This window comes from Microbacterium sp. Root1433D1 (genome assembly GCF_001426835.1).
In the GTDB taxonomy this organism is placed as follows: Bacteria; Actinomycetota; Actinomycetes; order Actinomycetales; family Microbacteriaceae; genus Microbacterium; species Microbacterium maritypicum.
The window spans coordinates 114,029-132,409 of record NZ_LMFN01000002.1 but is presented as its reverse complement, the minus strand read 5'-3'; the positions used below and the strand labels follow the sequence as shown (position 1 = coordinate 132,409).

Sequence of the window (18,381 nt, the reverse complement as noted above, 5' to 3'; positions counted from 1 at the left end):
GGACCTCGCTCCGACTCCCTGTGGAGAACCCCTGGCCGATGTCCGATGTACGAACTATCGTCATTCACACGGGTTGTTATATTAGAATATATCTTCGAGAAAGGATGCAGGTGATCGGGCTCGATGCAATCGCCTCGCTCTCTCCGGCGGGCGACTCCCGCGCGGGAGAAGTGCTGCGCCTGCGTCGCGAGATCAACCGGATGCAACGACGGCGCAGCGAACATGCGCTGCTCCCCCTCGACCCCGCCTTCGCCGCGCTCCTTCCGGAGGAGGGACTGCAGACCGGCACCTCCTACACCGTCTCCCCCTCGCCGAGCCTCGTCCTCGCACTGCTCAGCGCCGCATCGCAGAAGGGGCTGTGGTGCGCCGTGGTGGGCATGCCGACCCTCGGCGTCGAAGCCGCCGCCGCTTTCGGCATCGACCTCGCACGCCTGATCCTCGTCCCCACCCCCGGAGACCGCTGGTTGGCGGCGACCTCCGCCCTGGCCGAGGTCGTGCCCCTGATCGTCGTGGCCCCCGGCGCCCGCGCGCGAGACGCGGATGTCGCTCGGCTGAGCGCGCGCCTGCGCGACCGCGGGTGCACGCTCCTGGTCACCGAGTCTCCCGTCACCGAACGCTGGCCGCAGAGCGAGGGGACGATACGCCTGCACGATCCGCACTGGCACGGCCTCGGCGCCGGCTGGGGGCTGCTCTCCGACTGCACGGTGACGGTGACGGCGCAGACGCGGCACAGCCCCCGCCCGTCGAGCGTGCGGGTGCAGCTGCCGGGAGGACACGGGGCCGTCGAGGCCATCGGGGTCGAGCTCGCTGCACTGCCCGCACGACCGGCGGAGTCCGTCGCCTCACGCGAATCCGCACCACCGGAGCTCCTGCGATGGGCGGAAGCCGGATGAGCAGCCCGCTCCGCGTGCTCGTGCTGTGGTTCCCGGATTGGCCGATGCGGGCCGTCCTCGGCAGCGCGCCCCCGCATCCGCCCACCGCCCTGGTGCAGGCCAACACGATCGTCGCCTGCACCGCCTCCGCCAGAGAGCATGGTGTGCGCACCGGTCAGCGCCGCCGGGTCGCGCAGGGCCACCTCTCCTCGCTGCGTGTGCTCTCCCACGACCCCGATCGAGACGAACGCGCCTTCCTGCCGGTGCTGCACCTGATCGAGAAGCACGCCCCCGGGGTCACGCTGCTGCGCCCCGGGCTCGCGATCCTCCGCGCCAGGGGCATCTCCCGCTATCACGGAGGAGAGGCGGAGGCCGCGGAAGCACTCACCGCCGTCCTGACGGAGGCCGGCTTCCCCGAGGTGCGCGTGGGTGTGGCCGATGGCCCGTTCACGGCCGAGATCGCCGCACGGGGCCCCGTGCCCTGCACGGTCGTGCCGCCAGGGGGCTCACGGGAGTTCCTGGCGCCGTACCCCGTGCAGGTGCTGCGCGACGAGCAGGTCACCGGCCTCCTCGTGCGGCTCGGAGTGCGCACTCTCGGCGAGTTCACCGCCCTCGCACCACTCGATGTGCGCGATCGTTTCGGCGAGCACGGTGCGCGCCTGCAGGCACTCGCCGCCGGCGCCGACTCCCGGCCGCTGACACCGCGCCCTCCCGACCCTGAGCTGGTGCGCAGCATCGAGTTCGACTCCCCGCTGGGCGGAACCGATCAGGTGGCGTTCGCTGTGCGTCAGACGGCGGATGCGGTGCTGCTCGCTCTCGGTGACGCCTCGCTCGTCTGCACAGAGGTGCGGATCGACCTGACCGACGACAACGGGGCGGTCTTCTCGCGGTCCTGGCTGCATCCGACCTGCTTCGACGCCTCCGACCTCGTCGACCGGGTGCGCTGGCAGTTGGAGGCGCTGGCCGCGCAGTCCGCGAAGGATCCGGTCGACGAGGCACGAGCGTTCGGCGGCATCGTGGCGGTGCGCATCGTCCCGGCCGCCGTCGACGATGCCGCGCACCACCAGCCCGGCCTCTTCGGATCCGGCACCGATGAACGCCTGCACCATGCGGTCTCGCGCGTGCAGACCATGCTCGGTCACCAGGGCGTGGTCACAGCCGCTGTGGCGGGCGGCCGCTGGCTCGCCGATCGCCAGGTGCTCACGCCCTGGGGAGAGCGCACGGTACCCCCGCGCGACCCCGGATCCCCATGGCCGGGGAGCCTTCCCGACCCGCTGCCCGCCGAGGTGTTCCTGCCCCCGCGCCCCATCGGGGTGCTCGCCGCGGATGAGAGCACCATCAGCGTCGATGAGCGCGGGGCTCTCTCGGGCGAGCCCGCCCGCATCGACGGGGCCGCCGTACAGGCCTGGGCCGGACCCTGGCCGGTGCATGAGAGGCGCTGGACCTCCGGCGGCGGGAAGCGAGGGCATCGCCTCCAGATCATCGACGCCCACGACCGCGCGTGGCTGGTCTTCCACACCGGCGAGCGCTGGTGGGCCGAGGGGAGGTATCGCTGATGGGCTGGCACAATCCGCCCCTGTCCTGGAACGACCTGGAGCGCACCCTCAGTGGCGAGGAGTCACCCCCGTCGCCTCCTCCTGCCGCCGAGCCCCGGGGGCAGCGGACGGATGCAGGGCCGGTAAGCCATCGCCGCAAGCGCACCCCTCCCGTCGCCATCCCCCGTCCCGAGAGCGCGGTCCCCTATGCCGAGCTGCACGCTCATTCGTCGTACTCGTTCCTCGACGGTGCCTCCTCCCCCGAAGACCTCCTCGCCGAGGCCGATCGCCTCGGGCTGACCGCTCTCGCCCTCACCGATCACGACGGCTTCTACGGCGCCGCGCGCTTCGCCGAGGTGGCTGATCTCATGGAGAGCCCGCTGCAGACGGTGTTCGGGGCAGAGCTGTCGCTCGATCTGCCCGCGCCGCAACGAGGCTCCGCCGACCCCGCCGGCGAGCATCTGCTGGTCCTCGCCCGAGGCATGGAGGGCTATCACCGGCTCTCGGGGGCCATCACCGCGGCACAGCTGCGCGGCGGTGAGAAGGGACGCCCGGTGTACGACCTCGACGATCTCGCCGCGCGTGCAGACGGGCACTGGACGATCCTGACCGGATGCCGCAAAGGTGCCGTGCGCCGCGGGCTCGAGGCGGGAGACGCGCGCGCCCCGTTGCGGTCGCTCGTCGATCTGTTCGGGAGCGACCACGTCGTCGTCGAGCTCTTCGACCATGGTGATCCCCTGGACACCCGTCGCAACGACGCCCTCGCCGAGCTCGCCGGTCGGATGCGACTGCCGATGGTCGCGACCAACAACGTCCATTACGCCACCCCTGCGCAGGCGTCGCTCGCCGAAGCCGTGGCCGCGGTCCGCGCGGTGCGCAGCATGGACGAGCTCGACGGCTGGCTGCCTGCGCACGGGGGCGCGCATCTGCGCAGCGGTGCCGAGATGTCGGCGCGCTTCTCACGCCACCCCGGAGCGATCTCGTACGGGCTCGAGCTGGCCGCGGCATCCGCCTTCCCCTTGCGCCTGGCGCGACCGGCACTGCCTCAGCAGAAGGTGCCGGCGGGGCACACACCGATGACGTGGCTGCGCCACCTGGTCTGGGAGGCCGTGCCGTCGAAGTACCCGCGAATGGACGACGACGGTCGCCACCGGATCGCCCGCGAGCTCGACGTGATCGAGGAGAAGGACTTCCCCGGGTACTTCCTCATCGTGCACGGCATCGTCACCGAGGCGCGCAGACGCGGCATCCTCTGCCAGGGGCGGGGGTCGGCTGCGGCGAGCGCGGTCTGCTACCTGCTGGGGATCACCGCGGTCGACCCGATCCTCTACCGCCTGCCGTTCGAGAGGTTCCTCGCGACCACGCGGACCGAGGAGCCCGACATCGACGTCGACTTCGACTCCGATCGCCGCGAGGAGATCATCCAGTGGGTGTATGCCGAGTACGGCAGGGAACGTGCGGCCCAGGTGGCCAACGTCATCCAGTACCGCCCGAAGAACGCGGTGCGCGACATGGCAAGAGCGCTCGGCCACTCCCCCGGTCAGCAGGACGCCTGGTCCCGTCAGGTCGATGGCTGGGGCGCCGGACTGGAACCCGTCGAGGGGCACGACATCCCCGAGAAGGTGCTCGCCTATGCCGGTGAGCTGTTGAAGGCCCCCCGGCATCTCGGCATCCACTCCGGCGGCATGGTGCTCACCGCCCGTCCCGTCGGCGAGGTCGTGCCTGTGGAGCACGCCCGTATGGAGAACCGCACGGTCATCCAATGGGACAAGGACGACTCGGCCTTCATGGGCCTGGTGAAGTTCGATCTGCTGGGGCTCGGGATGCTCGCCGCCCTTCAGCACTGCTTCGATCTGATCCGGGAGAGCACGGGCGAGGAGTGGACGCTCGAGACCATCCCCAAGGAGGAGCCCGCGGTCTACGACATGCTCTGCCGTGCGGATTCGATCGGGGTGTTCCAGGTGGAGTCGCGCGCGCAGATCGGGCTGCTCCCCCGCTTGCAGCCCCGGGCCTTCTACGACCTCGCCATCCAGATCGCCCTCATCCGCCCCGGCCCCATCCAGGGCGGCGCGGTGCATCCGTTCGTGCGGCGGAAGATGGCCAAGGACCGCATCGACGAGGAGAACCGGGAACGGGCGACTCGCGGCGAGGCGCCGGTGGAGTTCGCGATCCCCTACCCGCACAGCGATCTGGAGGACATCCTCAAGCGCACGCTGGGCATTCCGATCTTCCAGGAGCAGCTCATCCAGATGGCGACGGCGATCGGCGATTGCACGGCCGATGAGGCCGACCTGCTGCGTCGTGCCATGGGATCCAAACGCGGCCTGGAGAAGATCGAGAAGGTCAGGGACAAGCTGTACGCGGGGATGGCCAGGCGGGGCCTGGTGGATGAGGCCGCCGATCGCATCTACGCGCAGATCCAGGCATTCTCCAATTTCGGATTCGCCGAATCGCACTCCCTGTCGTTCGCTCTCCTCGTCTACGCCAGCTCCTGGGTGAAGCTGCACTACCCCGCAGCGTTCCTCGCCGGCCTCCTGCGCTCACAACCGATGGGCTTCTATTCCGCAGCGACCCTCACCGCGGATGCGCGGCGGCATGGGGTCGAGGTCCGACGTCCCGATCTGCACGTCTCGGGGGCGACGGAGACCCTGGAGCCGCTCGTCGACGGCGCCCCGCGAAGGCCGACGGGTCGGGACGGGTGCACCGCCGACCTGCAGCCGCCCGCGCTCCGCTTCGATCGGGATTCGCCGGACGAATCGGCCGCGCACCGCAGGGACGGGAACTCCGCGGTACGGCTGGGGCTCAGCGGCATCCGTGGGATCGGTGTGCCGATGGCGGAGAGGATCGTCGCCGAACGCGACGCGAACGGCCGGTACCGGGATCTGAACGACCTGGTGCGGCGAACGGATGCCACCGCCGCACACGTGGAGGCTCTGGCCACCGCCGGCGCTTTCGAGTGTCTGGGCCTGGAGCGTCGCGAGGCCATCTGGCTGGCCGGCGCGGCGGCAGACGACCGCTCCCGGTTCCTGCCGGGGACGACGGTCGCCGTGCAGCCTCCGCTGTTCGCCGACCAGACCAGCTACGAGCGCCTCTCCGCCGACCTGTGGGCGACCGGTGTGTCGACCGACGATCATCCGATGGCGCACTTCCGCGAACAGCTGCGCGCCCGCGGCGTGCTGACGGCAGTCGACCTGCGCGGGCACGAGGTGGGTCGACGCATCGAGGTCGCCGGTCTCGTCACCCATCGTCAGCGACCGGCGACGGCCGCCGGGATCACCTTCGTGAACCTCGAGGACGAGAGCGGCCTGGTGAACATCGTCTGCTCCGCCGGGGTGTGGAACCGCTACCGCCGCGTCGCCAGGGATTCACCGGCGCTCATCATCCGCGGCATCCTGGAGCGATCCGCCGAGGGCGTGATCAATGTGCTCGCCGATGGCTTCGAAGACCTGCGCACTGGTCTCACGCACCGCTCCAGGGACTTCCGTTGAGGAGGACCCACGACTCACCAGAAGCGCTCTGACTCCTCCATCGGAGGACGGTCGACTCCACCCCATCTGTCGGCTTCGGCCTTCGCAGCATCGGCAGCCGCGTCGGCTTCGCGCAGAGCGACCTTGGCGCCGGTCGGGCCGGGCCCGAGGGGATCGACGAGCAGCGTGGTGTGCGCGCCTGCGTCCCCCATCGTCACGGTGCACCGCAGGACTCGCCCGATCCAGCGGGAGAAGTCGCCGCTCGGGTCTTCTGCACGTCGGTAGCGGATCCCCGTGTCGAGGTCGACGAGGGTGAGGACCACCGGTTCATCGGTGAGCGGATCGGCCTGCTCCGTCACCTCGATGCGGTGGCCGTGAGCGATGGCGACCTGAGCGGAGAGCACGAGCAGTCTGTCCATGAGTCCACCCTAGGCACGCCCGCCAGGAAGACAACAGGGCGTCCACGCGAGTAACATTCGTAGATTTCTTTGTCCCCCAAATGGCGGACAAGAGGATTAAGCGATATTCTGCTCGGGTAGCGGGGGCTACGAGGCTGATGGACTGGGGAATCAGCCGTGAGCGCAGCGAGATCTTCGCCGCCTCCCCTACCGTCCGGGAAGGGCGGTGAGCCCTCTCGACGGCACCGTCTGGGGCGGGTCATCGAGAGGGCCATTCTCCCCGGTGGGCCTGTCGGGCCACGACCCGCCGAGCAGAGCCCTGTCGAGCAGAGTTCCGATTCAGTCGAGCGGGATGACCTCGAGCGTGTTGGACCGCACCGGCTCCTGACCCATCTCGGGAGCGTACGGGCTGGGCGTGTACTTGCGGAGATACTCGGCATCGATCGCGGAGTTGATCGCCTCGTCGGTGATCCGTTCGAAGCGGACGTCCTTGGTGACGCCGCCCGCCGAGACGCGGCCTCGCAGACTGGCGAGAGCCGGGGCATACCACTTTCCCTCGAGCCCCGTGTAGGAGCGGACGAAGAGTCGCCCGTCGACGGCGACCGCCCAGATCCCCACCGTCTTCGGCGTCGTCCCGTCTTCGAGCTGCGCGGAGAGATCGAACATCTCCGGCTCGGCGATGCGCGCGAGCTCCTCAGTGTTCCAGGTCGTCATGAGTCCTCCTCTGTCGATACGGCAGAGTGCATGCTACGTCAGATCGCGCCCGGCCTCACGATCGACCGCGGGTGGGGCATCGACGAGACGCATGCGCAGCGAATCGAGGAGAAGACCGACGCCGAGTTCGAACGTGCGATCCGACCGGGCGGTCCCCCGTTCCGCGCCGTCGATGAGGCGACCGAGCGTGCGGGTCGGCCCGCCGGGCTGCCAGACCTCGTCGGGAGATGCAAGATCGAGACCGAATCCGATCGCGAAGGCGTCGATCACCGCGATGACCGAGAGCACCTCGTCATCGGGGAATCCTCCGTCGACGAGCACGGAGGCGAGGTCGTCGTATGCGGCGATGACCGCCGGGTGCGTGATCGTCTTGCCCACGAGCAGCGGCACGAGCTGCGGATGATCCGCGTACATCCGACGCTGGGTGCGCAGCACGGTGAGCACGAACTCCTCCCAGCGCTCCCCCTGCCATTGGATGCGGTAGCCCTCCATGAGCTGTCCGCGCATGAGTTCGAGGATCCCCTCCATGCCGTCGACATGGTTGTAGAGCGACGACGGCCGCACCCCGAGCTCGCGAGCGATGGCGTTGACCCCGAACGGCTCGCCTGCTCTGGCCAGCGCGAGGCCCGCGGAGCCGATGATCTCCGGGGATAGAAGCGGTGAGGAGGGCCTCGGCATCGGAAGCTCGCTTTCTCCGGATGACCGGATCGTGAAATTCGGGGTTCCGCGGAAACCCTCTCCTGTGCATAATAATGAACACCATTCGTTTACGAACACCATTCGTTTACGACGTCGTGCCCCATCCGATGCACGTCCGCCGACTTCCCCTCCGCGCACAATGCCGTGCCGACTCCCTGGAGCCCCATGACAACTCTCGATCTCCGCACGCGAATCCCCCTCCGATTCCCGACAGCGACGGCGACCTTCGCCGTCGGAATCGCGGGATACCTCGGCGTCAACCTGTCGCCCTACATGATCACCGCCGCGCAGACGGGGCTGGGCCTCGACATCCTCGCCGCCAGCTGGCTCGTCACTGCGACGCTCCTGCTCACGGCGGTGACGGGCCTGGCGATCGCCCCCCTGTGCGCCGGCGTGCATCGCCGGGCCGTCGCACGCGCGGGCCTCGGTCTCGCCGTGGTGGGTTTCACGATCGCGGCCCTCGCGCCCGCCGCCATGCTTCCGGGACTCCTCCTCGGCGGGGCCGGAGCCGGTGGCGCGGTCGCCGCGTCCGGCGCGGCGCTCGCCGCCTTCCGCAACCCGGACAGGGTCGCCGGCTTCAACGGGCTCGCGAACCGCGGCATCATCACGGTGGTACTCGCCGTGATCCCCCTGATCGGCCTCGCTCCGATCGATGTCTTCGGCGCCCTCGCGCTGTTCAACCTGATCGGACTCGTCGCCTCGGCGTGGCTCCCCGCCGCGCCGGTCGTCGCTCCACAGGCGGGAGCGGCCGTCGCCGAGGCGATGCCGATCGAGATCCCCCCGACCGGGACGATCCGCACCTCTCCCGCCCGTTCGCGCACCGTCACCCTCGCCGGCTTCGGGCTCCTTCTCGTGTTCGCGCTCTGGGCGGCCAGCGAGGATTCGCTCTGGGCGATGGCAGGCATCATGGGCGCGGAGCAGGCCGGTTTGACACCCGAGGGACTCGGCATCGCGCTCAGCGGCGCCACGGCCGGCGGACTGCTCGGCTCACTGCTGCTGATGATCGTCGGAGCGCGCTTCGGGCGTGCCGTCCCCCTCGTGATCCTGCTGATCGCCGGCGGCGCACTCAAGATCGTGGAAGGGTTCGTGACCGACCCCACCACCTTCATCGTGGTGTTCATCATCTGGAACTCCGTGTACGCGATCGCGTTCATGTACTTCGTGTCGACATCGGCGGCGCTCGACGCCGACGGCCGCTGGTCGGGCCCTCTGCTCGCCGTCTACCTCGTCGGTTCGGCACTCACTCCCGTCATCGGCGCCGCGCTCGTCGGCGCTCTCGGATACCAGGGCTTCGCGATCGCTCTCGGCGTCGCGAGTTTCGTCCTGGCCGTGCCCGCCGGGGCGATCGCCCTCGTATCGACGCGTCTGGAACGCATGACCGCACAGGAGATCGACGCATGACCCGCACCCTTTACCGCAACGGCCGCATCTTCACCGGCGACGAGTCGCGCTGGGCGGACTCCCTCGTCGTCGACGGCGAGGAGTTCATCCACGTCGGCACCGAGGACTCCGCGCCGCCCGCCGACGCCGCGATCGACCTGGGAGGTCGCATCGTCCTTCCCGGCTTCACCGACGCGCACACCCACCTGCTCATGATGGGCGAGGCGCTCGGACAGGTCGGACTCACCGATGCGCACTCGCTCGAAGAGATCCAGCGCCGACTGCTCGCCGCGCGACGCACAGCGCCCGGCGTGCTGCGCGGACGCGGCTGGCTGTTCGACGCGATCCCCGGCGGTGAGCCCACCGCGGCCATGATCGATGAGGTCGTCGCCGACGTTCCGGTCTACCTCGATGCGAACGACTACCACTCCTGCTGGGTGAACACGGCGGCCCTCGCCGAGCTGGGGATCACACGCGACACCCCCGACCCGATCGGTGGACGCATCGCGCGCGACGCGCTCGGCGAGCCGACGGGGATGCTGTACGAGACGGCAGCGCAGCTGTACGCGTGGGCTCATCGTGACGCGACCACGACCGATGCCCAGCGGGACGCGGCGGTCGAGCGGGTCGTGTCCGCCTATCTCGCCGCCGGTGTGACCGGCGCTGTGGACATGGCCTTCGACGAGTTCGGGCTCGCCGCGCTCGGTCGAGCGGCCGAGCGCGATCGGCTCCCGCTGCGCATCGCCGCGCACTGGTTCGTCGCGAACACCGGAGACGACGCCGCGAACCTCGCACAGGTCAGACAGGCATCAACCCACGCTTCGGGAATGACGGCGGGGGTACGGGTGCTCGGGATCAAGCTCGTGCTCGACGGCACGATCGACGCGTGCACGGCGGCCATGGGCGCCCCCTATGCCGATGGCACCAACGCCGAGCCGATCTGGCCTGCCGAACGACTGCTGCCGGTCGTCGCGGCGGCCGATGCCGCGGGACTGCAGATCGCGATGCACGCGATCGGCGACGCGGCGAGCGCGCTCGCCCTCGATGCGATCGAGCATGCCATCTCCGTGAACGGCGAGCGCGCGCGCCGTCACCGGATCGAGCACCTCGAGTTCGCGGCGGCAGGGACGGCGGAGCGGATGGCGCGGCTGGGGGTGACGGCATCCATGCAACCCGTGCACGCCGACCCCGCGATCTTCGCCAACTGGGCGGCACAGGTCGGCGACGAGCGCGCTGACCGCGCCTTCGCCTGGTCGGAATACGAGGAGGCCGGTGCGCTTCTCGCCTTCTCGACCGATGCACCGACAGCGCCGCACGAGGCCCTCGCCAACCTGTACGTCGCGGCCACCCGCGCCTCGGCTCTGACTCCGGGCACACCGGCGGTTCACCCGGAACAGGCCCTCCCACTCGAGCGAGCCATCGCGCACGCCACTCGGGATGCGGCGGCGTCGATCGGCGATGGGAGCTGGCGCGGTCGCATCGCGGTCGGCCACGCGGCAGACTTCGCCGTTCTCGACGTCGACCCGTTCGCGGCGGAACCGGCGACCCTGCTCACGACCCGAGTGGTCCGGACCGTGATCGCGGGCCGTACGGTGCACGAGGCCTAGCGCTCGGCAGCCCCTCACACTCCGGCGGCGCGTTACGCCAGTGCGTCACGCAGGGCAAGGAGATGAGCGCGGCTGCGCGCTGATGCAGCTGATTCATCACGGTCGGCGATCGCTTCCACCTGCTCGGCATGGGCGTCGTGGTCGGCATCGTCGCCGAACTCGCGACGGAGGCGGAGCATCTCGATCATGGACTCGCGCAGCCGGGGGGTGAAGCTGTCGAACAGATCGAGGAGTACCGGGTTGTGCGAGGCGGCGACGATCGTCCGATGAAACGCGGTGTCGGCATCGACATGGCTTTCGATGTCGGACCGCTGCGCTCCACGATCGGCGAGGGCGCGACGGATGCTGCGCAGGTCTGCAGGGGTACGTCGCACGGCGGCGAGCGCCGCGGCTTCGGTCTCGATCGCGATACGCGCCTCGATCACCGCGGCGATGCCGGCCTTGCGCAGGACTGCGTCCCAGTCTTCCGGGGAGTCGAGCGCCGTCACGAACACGCCAGCGCCCTGTCGCGAGGCCAGCACCCCGCGCCCGGCGAGCTGGCGGATCGCCTCGCGCACGGTGGAGCGGCCGACGCCGAGCTGCGGGGCGAGCGTCGTCTCGCCAGGGAGCTTCTCCCCCAGTGCCCATTCCCCGGCGCGGACGCGCTCCAGCAGAAGCTCCGCAGCCTGGTCCGCCAAGGGTGCACGTCTGACCTGTGCCATGCGTCGACTCCGCTCTCTCCACCTGAGATCATCTCATCCGGCTAAATTTGTCTACTTGTCTGAGGAGTTGTGTTACAGTCTAGCCATGTTCTCGTCAGAGCACCTTCTTCGCCGCCACGGCGGGGCGTAGCCGGACCGGCTCCCCGTCGTGGGGTCGAACGTGTGCCGGTCGCAACTCCCGACGAAGGACCCGCACCGCCATGACCACGACATCGTTCCCCCGCATCTGCACCCCCACCGGCCCCGTGCCCCTCCAGGCTCCCTCCTGGAACCGGCAACGACACTCCTCGATGCCGTCGCACCGCTATCGCGACGTCCACTCCCGGGTGGAGGTGCCCCAGACCGAGCGGGACTGGCCCGCGAATCGGCTGACCGCAGCCCCGCTGTGGGTGCCGGTCGATCTGCGCGACGGCAACCAGGCGCTCGCCGAGCCGATGGACTCTGCACGCAAGCGTCGCTTCTTCGAGCTGATGGTGACGATGGGCTACAAGGAGATCGAAGTCGGATACCCCTCGGCATCGCAGACCGACTACGACTTCGTCCGGCTGATCGCCGAGGGCGACATCGCCCCCGATGACGTCACGGTCGTGGTGTTCACTCCCGCGCGCCGGGACCTCATCGAACGCACCGTCGCGTCCATCCAGGGCATCGCCAATCCCGTCGTGATCCACATGTACACCGCGACCGCACCGACCTGGCGCAGCGTAGTGCTCGGCCGCGAGCGCGAAGACCTGAAGCAGCTGATCCTGGCAGGCGGACGCGATGTGTGGGAGCTCGCCGGAGACATGCCGAACGTGCGATTCGAGTTCTCCCCCGAGGTGTTCAACCTGACCGAGCCCGACTACGTGATCGAGATCTGCGACGCGATGACCGACCTCTGGCACGCCACGCCGGAGCGTCCGGTGATCCTCAACCTCCCGGCGACGGTCGAGGTCGCCACCCCGAATGTGTACGCCGACCAGATCGAGTACATGCACAAGAACCTCGCGCGCCGCGATGCCGTGATCCTCTCGGTGCACCCCCACAACGACCGCGGCACCGGCATCGCGTGCGCCGAGCTCGCGGTGCTGGCCGGAGCACAGCGGGTCGAAGGCTGCATCTTCGGCAACGGCGAGCGCACCGGCAACGTCGACATCGCCACTCTGGCCCTGAACCTGCATGCGCAGGGTGTGGATCCGATGATCGACTTCTCCGACATCGACGAGATCCGCCGCACGGTGGAGCACTGCAACCGGATCGAGGTGCATGCCCGTCACCCGTACGTCGGCGATCTGGTGCACACGGCGTTCAGCGGCACTCACCAGGACGCGATCAAGAAGGGCTTCGCCGAACACCGCGCCCGCGCGGCAGCCGAGGGACGCGAGGAGAGCGAGATCGAGTGGCGGGTCCCCTACCTGCCGATCGACCCCGCCGACATCGGCCGTGACTACGACGCGGTGATCCGCGTGAACTCGCAGTCGGGCAAGGGCGGCATCGCCTACCTGTTGGAGACCGAGTTCGGGATCGAACTGCCTCGTCGGCTGCAGATCGACTTCGCCCGACATGTGCAGCAGCACACGGACACGACCGGCACGGAGGTCACGGCGACAGAACTGTGGAGAGTGTTCGAAGAGGCCTACCTCCGCGCTGATGTCGACGCCTGCATCGCGATCACCTCGTACGATACCGCCGAGGCCGACGGGGATTCCCGCACGCGGATCACCCTGCGCATCGACGGGCGCGAGCACACGACCACTCATCGGGGCGGCGGTCCGGTCGAGGCGCTCACCGCGGCGCTCGACGCTCAGAGCATCCGGATCGACGTCGTCAGCCTGCACCAGACCAGCGTGGGATCCGGCGCCGACAGCGAGGCGCTGACCCTCCTCGAACACCGCACTTCCGACGGTGGCACCTGGTCGGCGGGGCGGGACCGGTCGGTCCTCGCCTCGACTTTGTCCGCGGTGATCGCGGCCGCCAACCGCATCAGGGCGGACCAGACGGCCTGACGCGTCGCGCCCGACTCAGTGCACGAGGGCCTTGAGGACCACGAACACGAGCCCGAAAGACGCCGTGCCCAGCGCGCCGAGAATGCGCGTGAGGAAGGGGCTGCCCCGACGGAGGAAGGCCACGTAGCCGAGGAAGGCGAGGATGACGACGCCCGACCAGAGGGCGAGATCGTTCGCGAGCCCGTCGGGCATGGCGCGGGTCGTGCCGGCCAGGAGGAACACCGCCGGCACCGTGGCGGAGCTGAGCATGCCCAGGGAGTGCTTCACCGAGGCCGCGAACGCCGCGCGCACGCCCACGGTCTCGCCCTGTTCGCGCTCGTCCCGATCGCTGACCCTGGCCACGGTGCCGGCATAGACATGTGCGCCCCAGAACACCAGCACGGTGACGGCGACGGTCACGAGCACCACCAGTGATGTCTCCCCATGCGCCGAGGACACCGCCACCAGACCGCTCACGAGAATCGTGCCGTAGACGGCCGCCTCCGTGCCGAATCCCGACCGCAGCGCCTGATGCACCCGGAGGATCCCGTCGTCCGCAGCCGTTCTCCGCCTGTCCGTCACCGCCGTCCCTCCCGATCCTCGGCGCCGTCGCCGCATCCGAGTCCCCTCATCCCTCGACGCGCAGCGGGACCTTCACGTCGCCTCCTGCCTCCTCGGTGATCCGCTCCCCCATCTGCACGAAGGTCGGGGCCGCGATGAAGCCCCCGGCGAACAGGGCCTGCCCCTGCACGAAGTCCGCCGACCTGCGGATGGCGTCCTCAGAGGCGAAGCCGAAGACCTCGGCCAGCTCGGCGAGGTCCCGCGGTGCGTTGACGCGCATCAGCGCGAGGTTGTCGCACTGCGAGAGCACATTGGGGTGGATCTTCGTCGGTCGCTGCGTGGAGAGCAGCAACCAGAGCCCGAACTTGCGTCCCTCGGCGGCGATCTGCACGAGTTGCTCGGTGAGAGCGCGCTCGACCGCCGTCTCCGGGTTCGGCGAGCACAGATTGTGAGCCTCATCGATGACGATCAGGACGGGTCGACGCTCCTCACGGTGCGCCCAGAGGTGCTCGAGCACGGCGAGGGCGGCGACTTTCGGCTCCGCGGGGTGTTCGAATCCGCCGAGATCGAGCACGGTCGCCCGCGGGCGCTCTTCGATCACGTCGACGACCGATCCTGCACCGCGCGACCACAGTGCCCACTCCAGCACCTGCAGGTTCTCCATCCGGTTCGCCAGCCGCACCCGTGCGGGGTCTCCCGATGCGCGCAGCCCCGGGAGCATGTTCCGTCCGTCGAAGGTACGAGCGTCTCGCTCCTCGTGCAGAAGGGCGTTGTACTCCTCCGCATCCGCGATCGGGTCCATCTGCAGAACGGCCGCTTTCGACGCCGGGGCGAGATCGACGTAGCGCACGTGCAGACGCTCGCCCTCGCCGGCACCGGAGCGAAAGACGCGGATGTCGAGTTCCGCCATCCGGTCCGCATCCACCACGCCTGCAGAAGCACGCGTCTCCGGCAGGCGTGTGAAGTCGCCGTTCGGGTCGAGGATGAGCATCGGCAGCTCGGTGTGCAGCAGGAGCTGCTCGAGCACGACACCGAGCGCATAGGTCTTGCCGCTGCCGCTCTGCCCGACCCAGAAGGTGTGCCGGTTGAAGCGTCGCGCATCGAGGTCGACCGACGCGTCGGGGTCCTCGAGCGCCGCTCCGATGGTGAGGTTCGTCATCACTCCGATAGGCCTTTCACTGTCGTCATCGTTCTGCCCGGCCGAGGCGCCTCCTCCTCCGAGGCCGGTGGACGACATCATCCTCGGTCGCGCTCGTGCGCACCAGTGCGAACATGCGATGCCGCGGATTCCCGCAGGGCGGCCGCACGCCCGGAAACCGACCGGTTTCTCGCATTTCGACCATGATCGGCGCGCCCGCGCTCCACTACAGTGACAACGTGGGCGCGGAGTGGAGACGACGGGTGCTCGTCGTCGAGGATCAGGGCGCCCTGCGCATGCTGGTGTGCGACCTGCTCGAGCGCCACGGCTTCCAGACCGCCGCAGCCTCCGATGCCGCAGAGGCGACACGGCTGTTCACCGAATTCGACCCGGACGCGCTGCTGACCGACATCGACCTGGGCTCCCGCCCGTCCGGAGCCGACCTGGCCGCCATGCTGGTCGAGCTCGCACCGCACATCGCGGTCGTCTTCCTCAGCAGCTACCCTCGCGCCGCCGCGGGGGCCACGGCGATGGGCATCGAGCATGCCGTGTTCGTCGCGAAGCAGGACCTCGACTCACCAGAGACTCTCCTCTCCGCGCTGGAGCGCGCCCTGTCGACGCATCCGACGCCGGCACCTCCCGAAGCAGACTCGGTCGACGCCCTCGGCGCCCTCACTCGGCATCAGCTGGAGATCCTCGCGATGATCGCCCGCGGATGGTCGAATGAGCGCATCGCCGTCGAGACCGGCGGCACGGTGCGTGCGGTCGAACGGTCCATCAGCCGACTGTTCGCGCGGCTCGAGGTGACACGCGACCCGACCGTGAACGCGCGCGTGGCGGCGGCGGGGCTGTATCTCGCCGCATTCGGTCCCGCTCGATGAGGAATCTCCTCCGCGCCGCCGGTCGCGCGGTCGGCAGCGGCCGCTTCCTCACCCCCTGGTCGATCGCCGCCTCGCTCCCGCTCTCGTTGACCGTCATGGCCCCGACAGGAGACGGCGTCGATCCGCTGAACGCGCTCGCGGCGACGGGCGCGACCTGGCTCTGCTTCGGCGCCGCACTCGCCGTCGTCGCCGCGCTGGAACGGTGGAGCCGCACGAGGCGGGCGCGCACCGCCATCGTGATCGCCGGGATCATCATCTGCGCGACACTGCGTCCTGTGGTGCAGGACGGCTGGCTCCACCTCAGCGGCCTTCCCACTCCGCCTACGGATCAGCTGCCGTTCCGCATCGCGACGAACATCGTCGTCTGGGCGGTCGTGCTGAGCATCCTCGCCGTGCTCGAATCCTCGCTCCGATCGCTGCGTCGAGCGAACGCCCTGCTGCGATCCGTCGCCCAGGAGCTCGCTCGGGCGAAAGACGACGCGCAGGTGTTCGCCACTGACGCCGGCCACCTCGTCGACCGGGCGCGAGCGACTCTCGATGCGGCGATCGTCGATCTGGAACCGACATCCGCAGGCGTCCGCCGTCTCGGCGGCGAGCAGATCCGCGAATGGAGCCACCGCCTCGCCGAGCTCTCCGCGGCGAAGGGTACGGCAGGCCCGCGCAGCGCCGACGACGCTCTCTCCGACGACGGTGTCCCCCTCGCCCGACCCGCACGGCGACGCCTCCCGTTCCGTGTGCCGCCACCGGGCATGGTCACCCTCGTCTACGCGGCGTGCCTGTTCCCTTATGCGGCGCGGACGCAGACACCGCTCGACCTGCTCATCGGGGTCGCCGCGCTCGCCGCGGGAGGCGTGCTGGCCGATCTGCTGCCCCGTCGCCGCACGATCACCCGAATCCCTCACGGAGCCTCCTGGCTCTTCGCGCTCCTCTCCCTCGCCGTCGGCGTCGCGCTCGCGGCCCTCGCGGTCGCGCAAGGGGTGACACCGCTCCTGGCTGCCGTGTCCGCGATCGCGTACGTCGGTTTCGCGCTCGCCGCCGCGTCGTGCGCCGGCGTCCTGCACAGCCTCCGCCGTGAGCAGCACCGACTCTCCAGCGCTGTCTCCGCCGCCCAGGACCTCGCCCGTGCCGGTACACGCCCCACTCGCGAAGGCCTCCGCGCCGCTGCCGACCTTCTGCACGCCGAGGCCCAGGGAGCCTGCATCGTGTTCGCGCTCGCTCACCCGACACCCACCCTGGACGAGGTGCAGCTCCTGCAGGGCGACCTCGCCGCGGTGGTGGGACGCCTGCCCGATGCCTTCACCGCGGCACCCGGTCCCTCAGCCCACGTCTCTCTGACCGCGCTGTTCGACACCTGGGCGCACGTCATCGACCTTCGCATCGACATCGACGAGGCCGCCCGCTCGGCGCTGCAGGATGCGCCGTGGGTGGCGAGAGACTGCTACGACGTCATCGCCGAGGGGCTCCTGAACTCCGCCAAACACGCGAGCGAGCGACGGGCGGCGGTGTCGCTCCACCGCGTGACGACCGGCGCCGGGCCCCGGCTTCGTGTTCGCGTCTCCTCGGCCGGTGCGGCAGCTCCCGGGGCACGACTTCGAGCCTCTTCCCGGATGCAGGAACTCGGCGCCCGCCTCATCCGCATCCCCGACGGGGTCACCCTCGAGGCCTCCTTCGCCCTCTCCTCCGTTCCGGCTGTCGTGTCAGCCGAACATCGCGTTCAGACGCGCACCCCGCAGCCGTAACGTCGTCTTCGCCCCGCTCCGCAGGGCACACGAAGACGAACGGACGCGAAGTGAACCAGCTGCACGATCTCCTCCCACTGGCGGTGGGCATGCTCATCTCGCCGCTGCCCATCGTGGCCATCGTGGCGATCATCCTCGCTCCGCGCGGACGCACGGCGGCACCCGCCTATGCGTCGGTGTTCATCGGCGTCTCCCTCGTGTTCATCGTCGTCGGTGCCCTCACCTCCGCCGGCTCCTCCTCGGCCTCCCCGTCCGATACCGCGAAGACCGTGTCGTTCATCCTCGCGATCGTGCTCACGCTCGGTTTCGCGGCCCTCGCCATCGCGAGCTGGCTCTCGCGTCCGCGCCACGGGCAACCGCCGAAGGCGCCGGCCTGGCTCGCGGCGCTCGACTCCGTCACCCCGGCCAAGGCAGCGGCTCTGGGCCTGATCATGGCGGTCACCAACACGAAGAACATCCCGCTCGCGCTGAAGGGCGGTGCCTTGATCGGTGAAGCGCATCTCCCCCTGCTCGCGGCAGGAGGGCTGTGCCTCGCACTGGTCGTCGTCGGTTCGCTGCCGCTCATCGTCGCGGCCAGCGTCGCGACCAGCGGTTCAGCAGCCGTCACGAAGGCACTCGAGCGGGTGAAGACCGAGATGATCGCCCACAACGCCATCATCATGACGGTGCTGTTCGCGATCCTCGCCGCGAACGAAGCCGCCCAGGTCATCCGTCATCTGATCTGA

Annotated in this window: 15 protein-coding genes; 9 read left to right on the top strand and 6 right to left on the bottom strand. The window is 69.6% G+C overall.

The window, feature by feature from the left end; all coding sequences use genetic code 11:
• Positions 1-104 precede the first annotated feature (104 nt).
• Genes ASD13_RS06510 through ASD13_RS06500 form a run of 3 tightly spaced genes read left to right on the top strand, consistent with a single transcriptional unit; the run spans position 105 to position 5,895 of the window.
• On the top strand, positions 105-893 hold the full coding sequence (locus ASD13_RS06510) for a hypothetical protein (RefSeq protein WP_055867270.1): 789 nt from the start codon (positions 105-107) through the stop codon (positions 891-893).
• Positions 890-2,428, top strand: a complete 1,539-nt coding sequence (locus ASD13_RS06505) for a DNA polymerase Y family protein (RefSeq protein ID WP_055867266.1) — start codon at positions 890-892, stop codon at positions 2,426-2,428. The genes ASD13_RS06510 and ASD13_RS06505 overlap by 4 nt, the downstream gene beginning before the upstream one ends.
• Complete coding sequence (locus tag ASD13_RS06500) at positions 2,428-5,895, top strand: error-prone DNA polymerase (RefSeq protein WP_055867263.1); 3,468 nt, start codon at positions 2,428-2,430, stop codon at positions 5,893-5,895. The genes ASD13_RS06505 and ASD13_RS06500 overlap by 1 nt, the downstream gene beginning before the upstream one ends.
• 14 nt (positions 5,896-5,909) lie before the next feature.
• On the opposite strand, the gene ASD13_RS06495 is transcribed toward ASD13_RS06500, so the two are convergent.
• The 3 genes from ASD13_RS06495 to ASD13_RS17485 all read right to left on the bottom strand — a co-directional run bounded on the left by ASD13_RS06495 (position 5,910) and on the right by ASD13_RS17485 (position 7,664).
• The gene (locus tag ASD13_RS06495; RefSeq protein WP_055867259.1) at positions 5,910-6,293 is read right to left on the bottom strand and encodes a hypothetical protein; all 384 of its coding nucleotides are present in this window, start codon (positions 6,291-6,293) and stop codon (positions 5,910-5,912) included.
• Between the two features lie 318 nt (positions 6,294-6,611).
• Entirely contained in the window at positions 6,612-6,986 is a 375-nt protein-coding gene (locus ASD13_RS06490) for a DUF2255 family protein (RefSeq protein ID WP_055867256.1), read from the bottom strand.
• Between the two features lie 33 nt (positions 6,987-7,019).
• Positions 7,020-7,664, bottom strand: a complete 645-nt coding sequence (locus tag ASD13_RS17485; protein WP_055867253.1) for a TetR/AcrR family transcriptional regulator C-terminal domain-containing protein — start codon at positions 7,662-7,664, stop codon at positions 7,020-7,022.
• 186 nt (positions 7,665-7,850) lie between these two features.
• On the opposite strand from ASD13_RS17485, the gene ASD13_RS06480 reads away from it, so the two are divergent.
• Entirely contained in the window at positions 7,851-9,086 is a 1,236-nt protein-coding gene (locus tag ASD13_RS06480) for a hypothetical protein (protein WP_055867250.1), read from the top strand.
• Positions 9,083-10,672, top strand: a complete 1,590-nt coding sequence (locus ASD13_RS06475) for an amidohydrolase (protein WP_055867247.1) — start codon at positions 9,083-9,085, stop codon at positions 10,670-10,672. Before ASD13_RS06480 ends, ASD13_RS06475 begins: the two co-directional genes overlap by 4 nt.
• 32 nt (positions 10,673-10,704) lie before the next feature.
• Here the strand turns inward: ASD13_RS06475 and ASD13_RS06470 are convergent, their stop codons facing one another.
• Positions 10,705-11,373, bottom strand: a complete 669-nt coding sequence (locus ASD13_RS06470; RefSeq protein ID WP_055867242.1) for a FadR/GntR family transcriptional regulator — start codon at positions 11,371-11,373, stop codon at positions 10,705-10,707.
• 200 nt (positions 11,374-11,573) lie between these two features.
• Here ASD13_RS06470 and ASD13_RS06465 point away from each other — a divergent pair, with 200 nt between their 5' ends.
• Positions 11,574-13,358 (top strand): 2-isopropylmalate synthase, encoded by a 1,785-nt coding sequence (locus tag ASD13_RS06465; protein WP_055867239.1) that lies wholly within the window; start codon positions 11,574-11,576, stop codon positions 13,356-13,358.
• A 15-nt stretch (positions 13,359-13,373) separates the two neighbouring features.
• Here the strand turns inward: ASD13_RS06465 and ASD13_RS06460 are convergent, their stop codons facing one another.
• Positions 13,374-13,919, bottom strand: a complete 546-nt coding sequence (locus tag ASD13_RS06460) for a hypothetical protein (protein WP_127482181.1) — start codon at positions 13,917-13,919, stop codon at positions 13,374-13,376.
• Positions 13,920-13,965: 46 nt separating this feature from the next.
• Entirely contained in the window at positions 13,966-15,057 is a 1,092-nt protein-coding gene (locus tag ASD13_RS06455; protein WP_055867232.1) for an ATP-binding protein, read from the bottom strand.
• A gap of 182 nt (positions 15,058-15,239) precedes the next feature.
• Here ASD13_RS06455 and ASD13_RS06450 point away from each other — a divergent pair, with 182 nt between their 5' ends.
• The 3 genes from ASD13_RS06450 to ASD13_RS06440 are packed head-to-tail and all read left to right on the top strand — an operon-like array spanning position 15,240 to position 18,381.
• A complete protein-coding gene (locus ASD13_RS06450) occupies positions 15,240-15,917 on the top strand; it encodes a response regulator (RefSeq protein WP_200935120.1) in 678 nt (225 codons plus the stop codon).
• Positions 15,914-17,656 carry a hypothetical protein gene (locus ASD13_RS06445; RefSeq protein WP_055867229.1) on the top strand — a complete coding sequence of 581 codons (1,743 nt, stop codon included), beginning with the start codon at positions 15,914-15,916 and terminating at the stop codon, positions 17,654-17,656. Before ASD13_RS06450 ends, ASD13_RS06445 begins: the two co-directional genes overlap by 4 nt.
• Before the next feature lie 50 nt (positions 17,657-17,706).
• Entirely contained in the window at positions 17,707-18,381 is a 675-nt protein-coding gene (locus tag ASD13_RS06440) for a GAP family protein (protein WP_055867226.1), read from the top strand.

Excerpts from the sequence above, each read along its gene's own strand:
- ASD13_RS17485 (WP_055867253.1), bottom strand. The coding sequence starts at position 7,664 with ATGCCGAGGCCCTCCTCACCGCTTCTATCCCCGGAGATCATCGGCTCC.
- ASD13_RS06470 (WP_055867242.1), bottom strand. The coding sequence starts at position 11,373 with ATGGCACAGGTCAGACGTGCACCCTTGGCGGACCAGGCTGCGGAGCTT.
- ASD13_RS06490 (WP_055867256.1), bottom strand. The coding sequence starts at position 6,986 with ATGACGACCTGGAACACTGAGGAGCTCGCGCGCATCGCCGAGCCGGAG.
- ASD13_RS06480 (WP_055867250.1), top strand. The coding sequence starts at position 7,851 with ATGACAACTCTCGATCTCCGCACGCGAATCCCCCTCCGATTCCCGACA.
- ASD13_RS06465 (WP_055867239.1), top strand. The coding sequence starts at position 11,574 with ATGACCACGACATCGTTCCCCCGCATCTGCACCCCCACCGGCCCCGTG.
- ASD13_RS06500 (WP_055867263.1), top strand. The coding sequence starts at position 2,428 with ATGGGCTGGCACAATCCGCCCCTGTCCTGGAACGACCTGGAGCGCACC.
- ASD13_RS06510 (WP_055867270.1), top strand. The coding sequence starts at position 105 with ATGCAGGTGATCGGGCTCGATGCAATCGCCTCGCTCTCTCCGGCGGGC.
- ASD13_RS06455 (WP_055867232.1), bottom strand. The coding sequence starts at position 15,057 with ATGACGAACCTCACCATCGGAGCGGCGCTCGAGGACCCCGACGCGTCG.
- ASD13_RS06505 (WP_055867266.1), top strand. The coding sequence starts at position 890 with ATGAGCAGCCCGCTCCGCGTGCTCGTGCTGTGGTTCCCGGATTGGCCG.
- ASD13_RS06450 (WP_200935120.1), top strand. The coding sequence starts at position 15,240 with ATGATCGGCGCGCCCGCGCTCCACTACAGTGACAACGTGGGCGCGGAG.
- ASD13_RS06475 (WP_055867247.1), top strand. The coding sequence starts at position 9,083 with ATGACCCGCACCCTTTACCGCAACGGCCGCATCTTCACCGGCGACGAG.
- ASD13_RS06495 (WP_055867259.1), bottom strand. The coding sequence starts at position 6,293 with ATGGACAGACTGCTCGTGCTCTCCGCTCAGGTCGCCATCGCTCACGGC.
- ASD13_RS06445 (WP_055867229.1), top strand. The coding sequence starts at position 15,914 with ATGAGGAATCTCCTCCGCGCCGCCGGTCGCGCGGTCGGCAGCGGCCGC.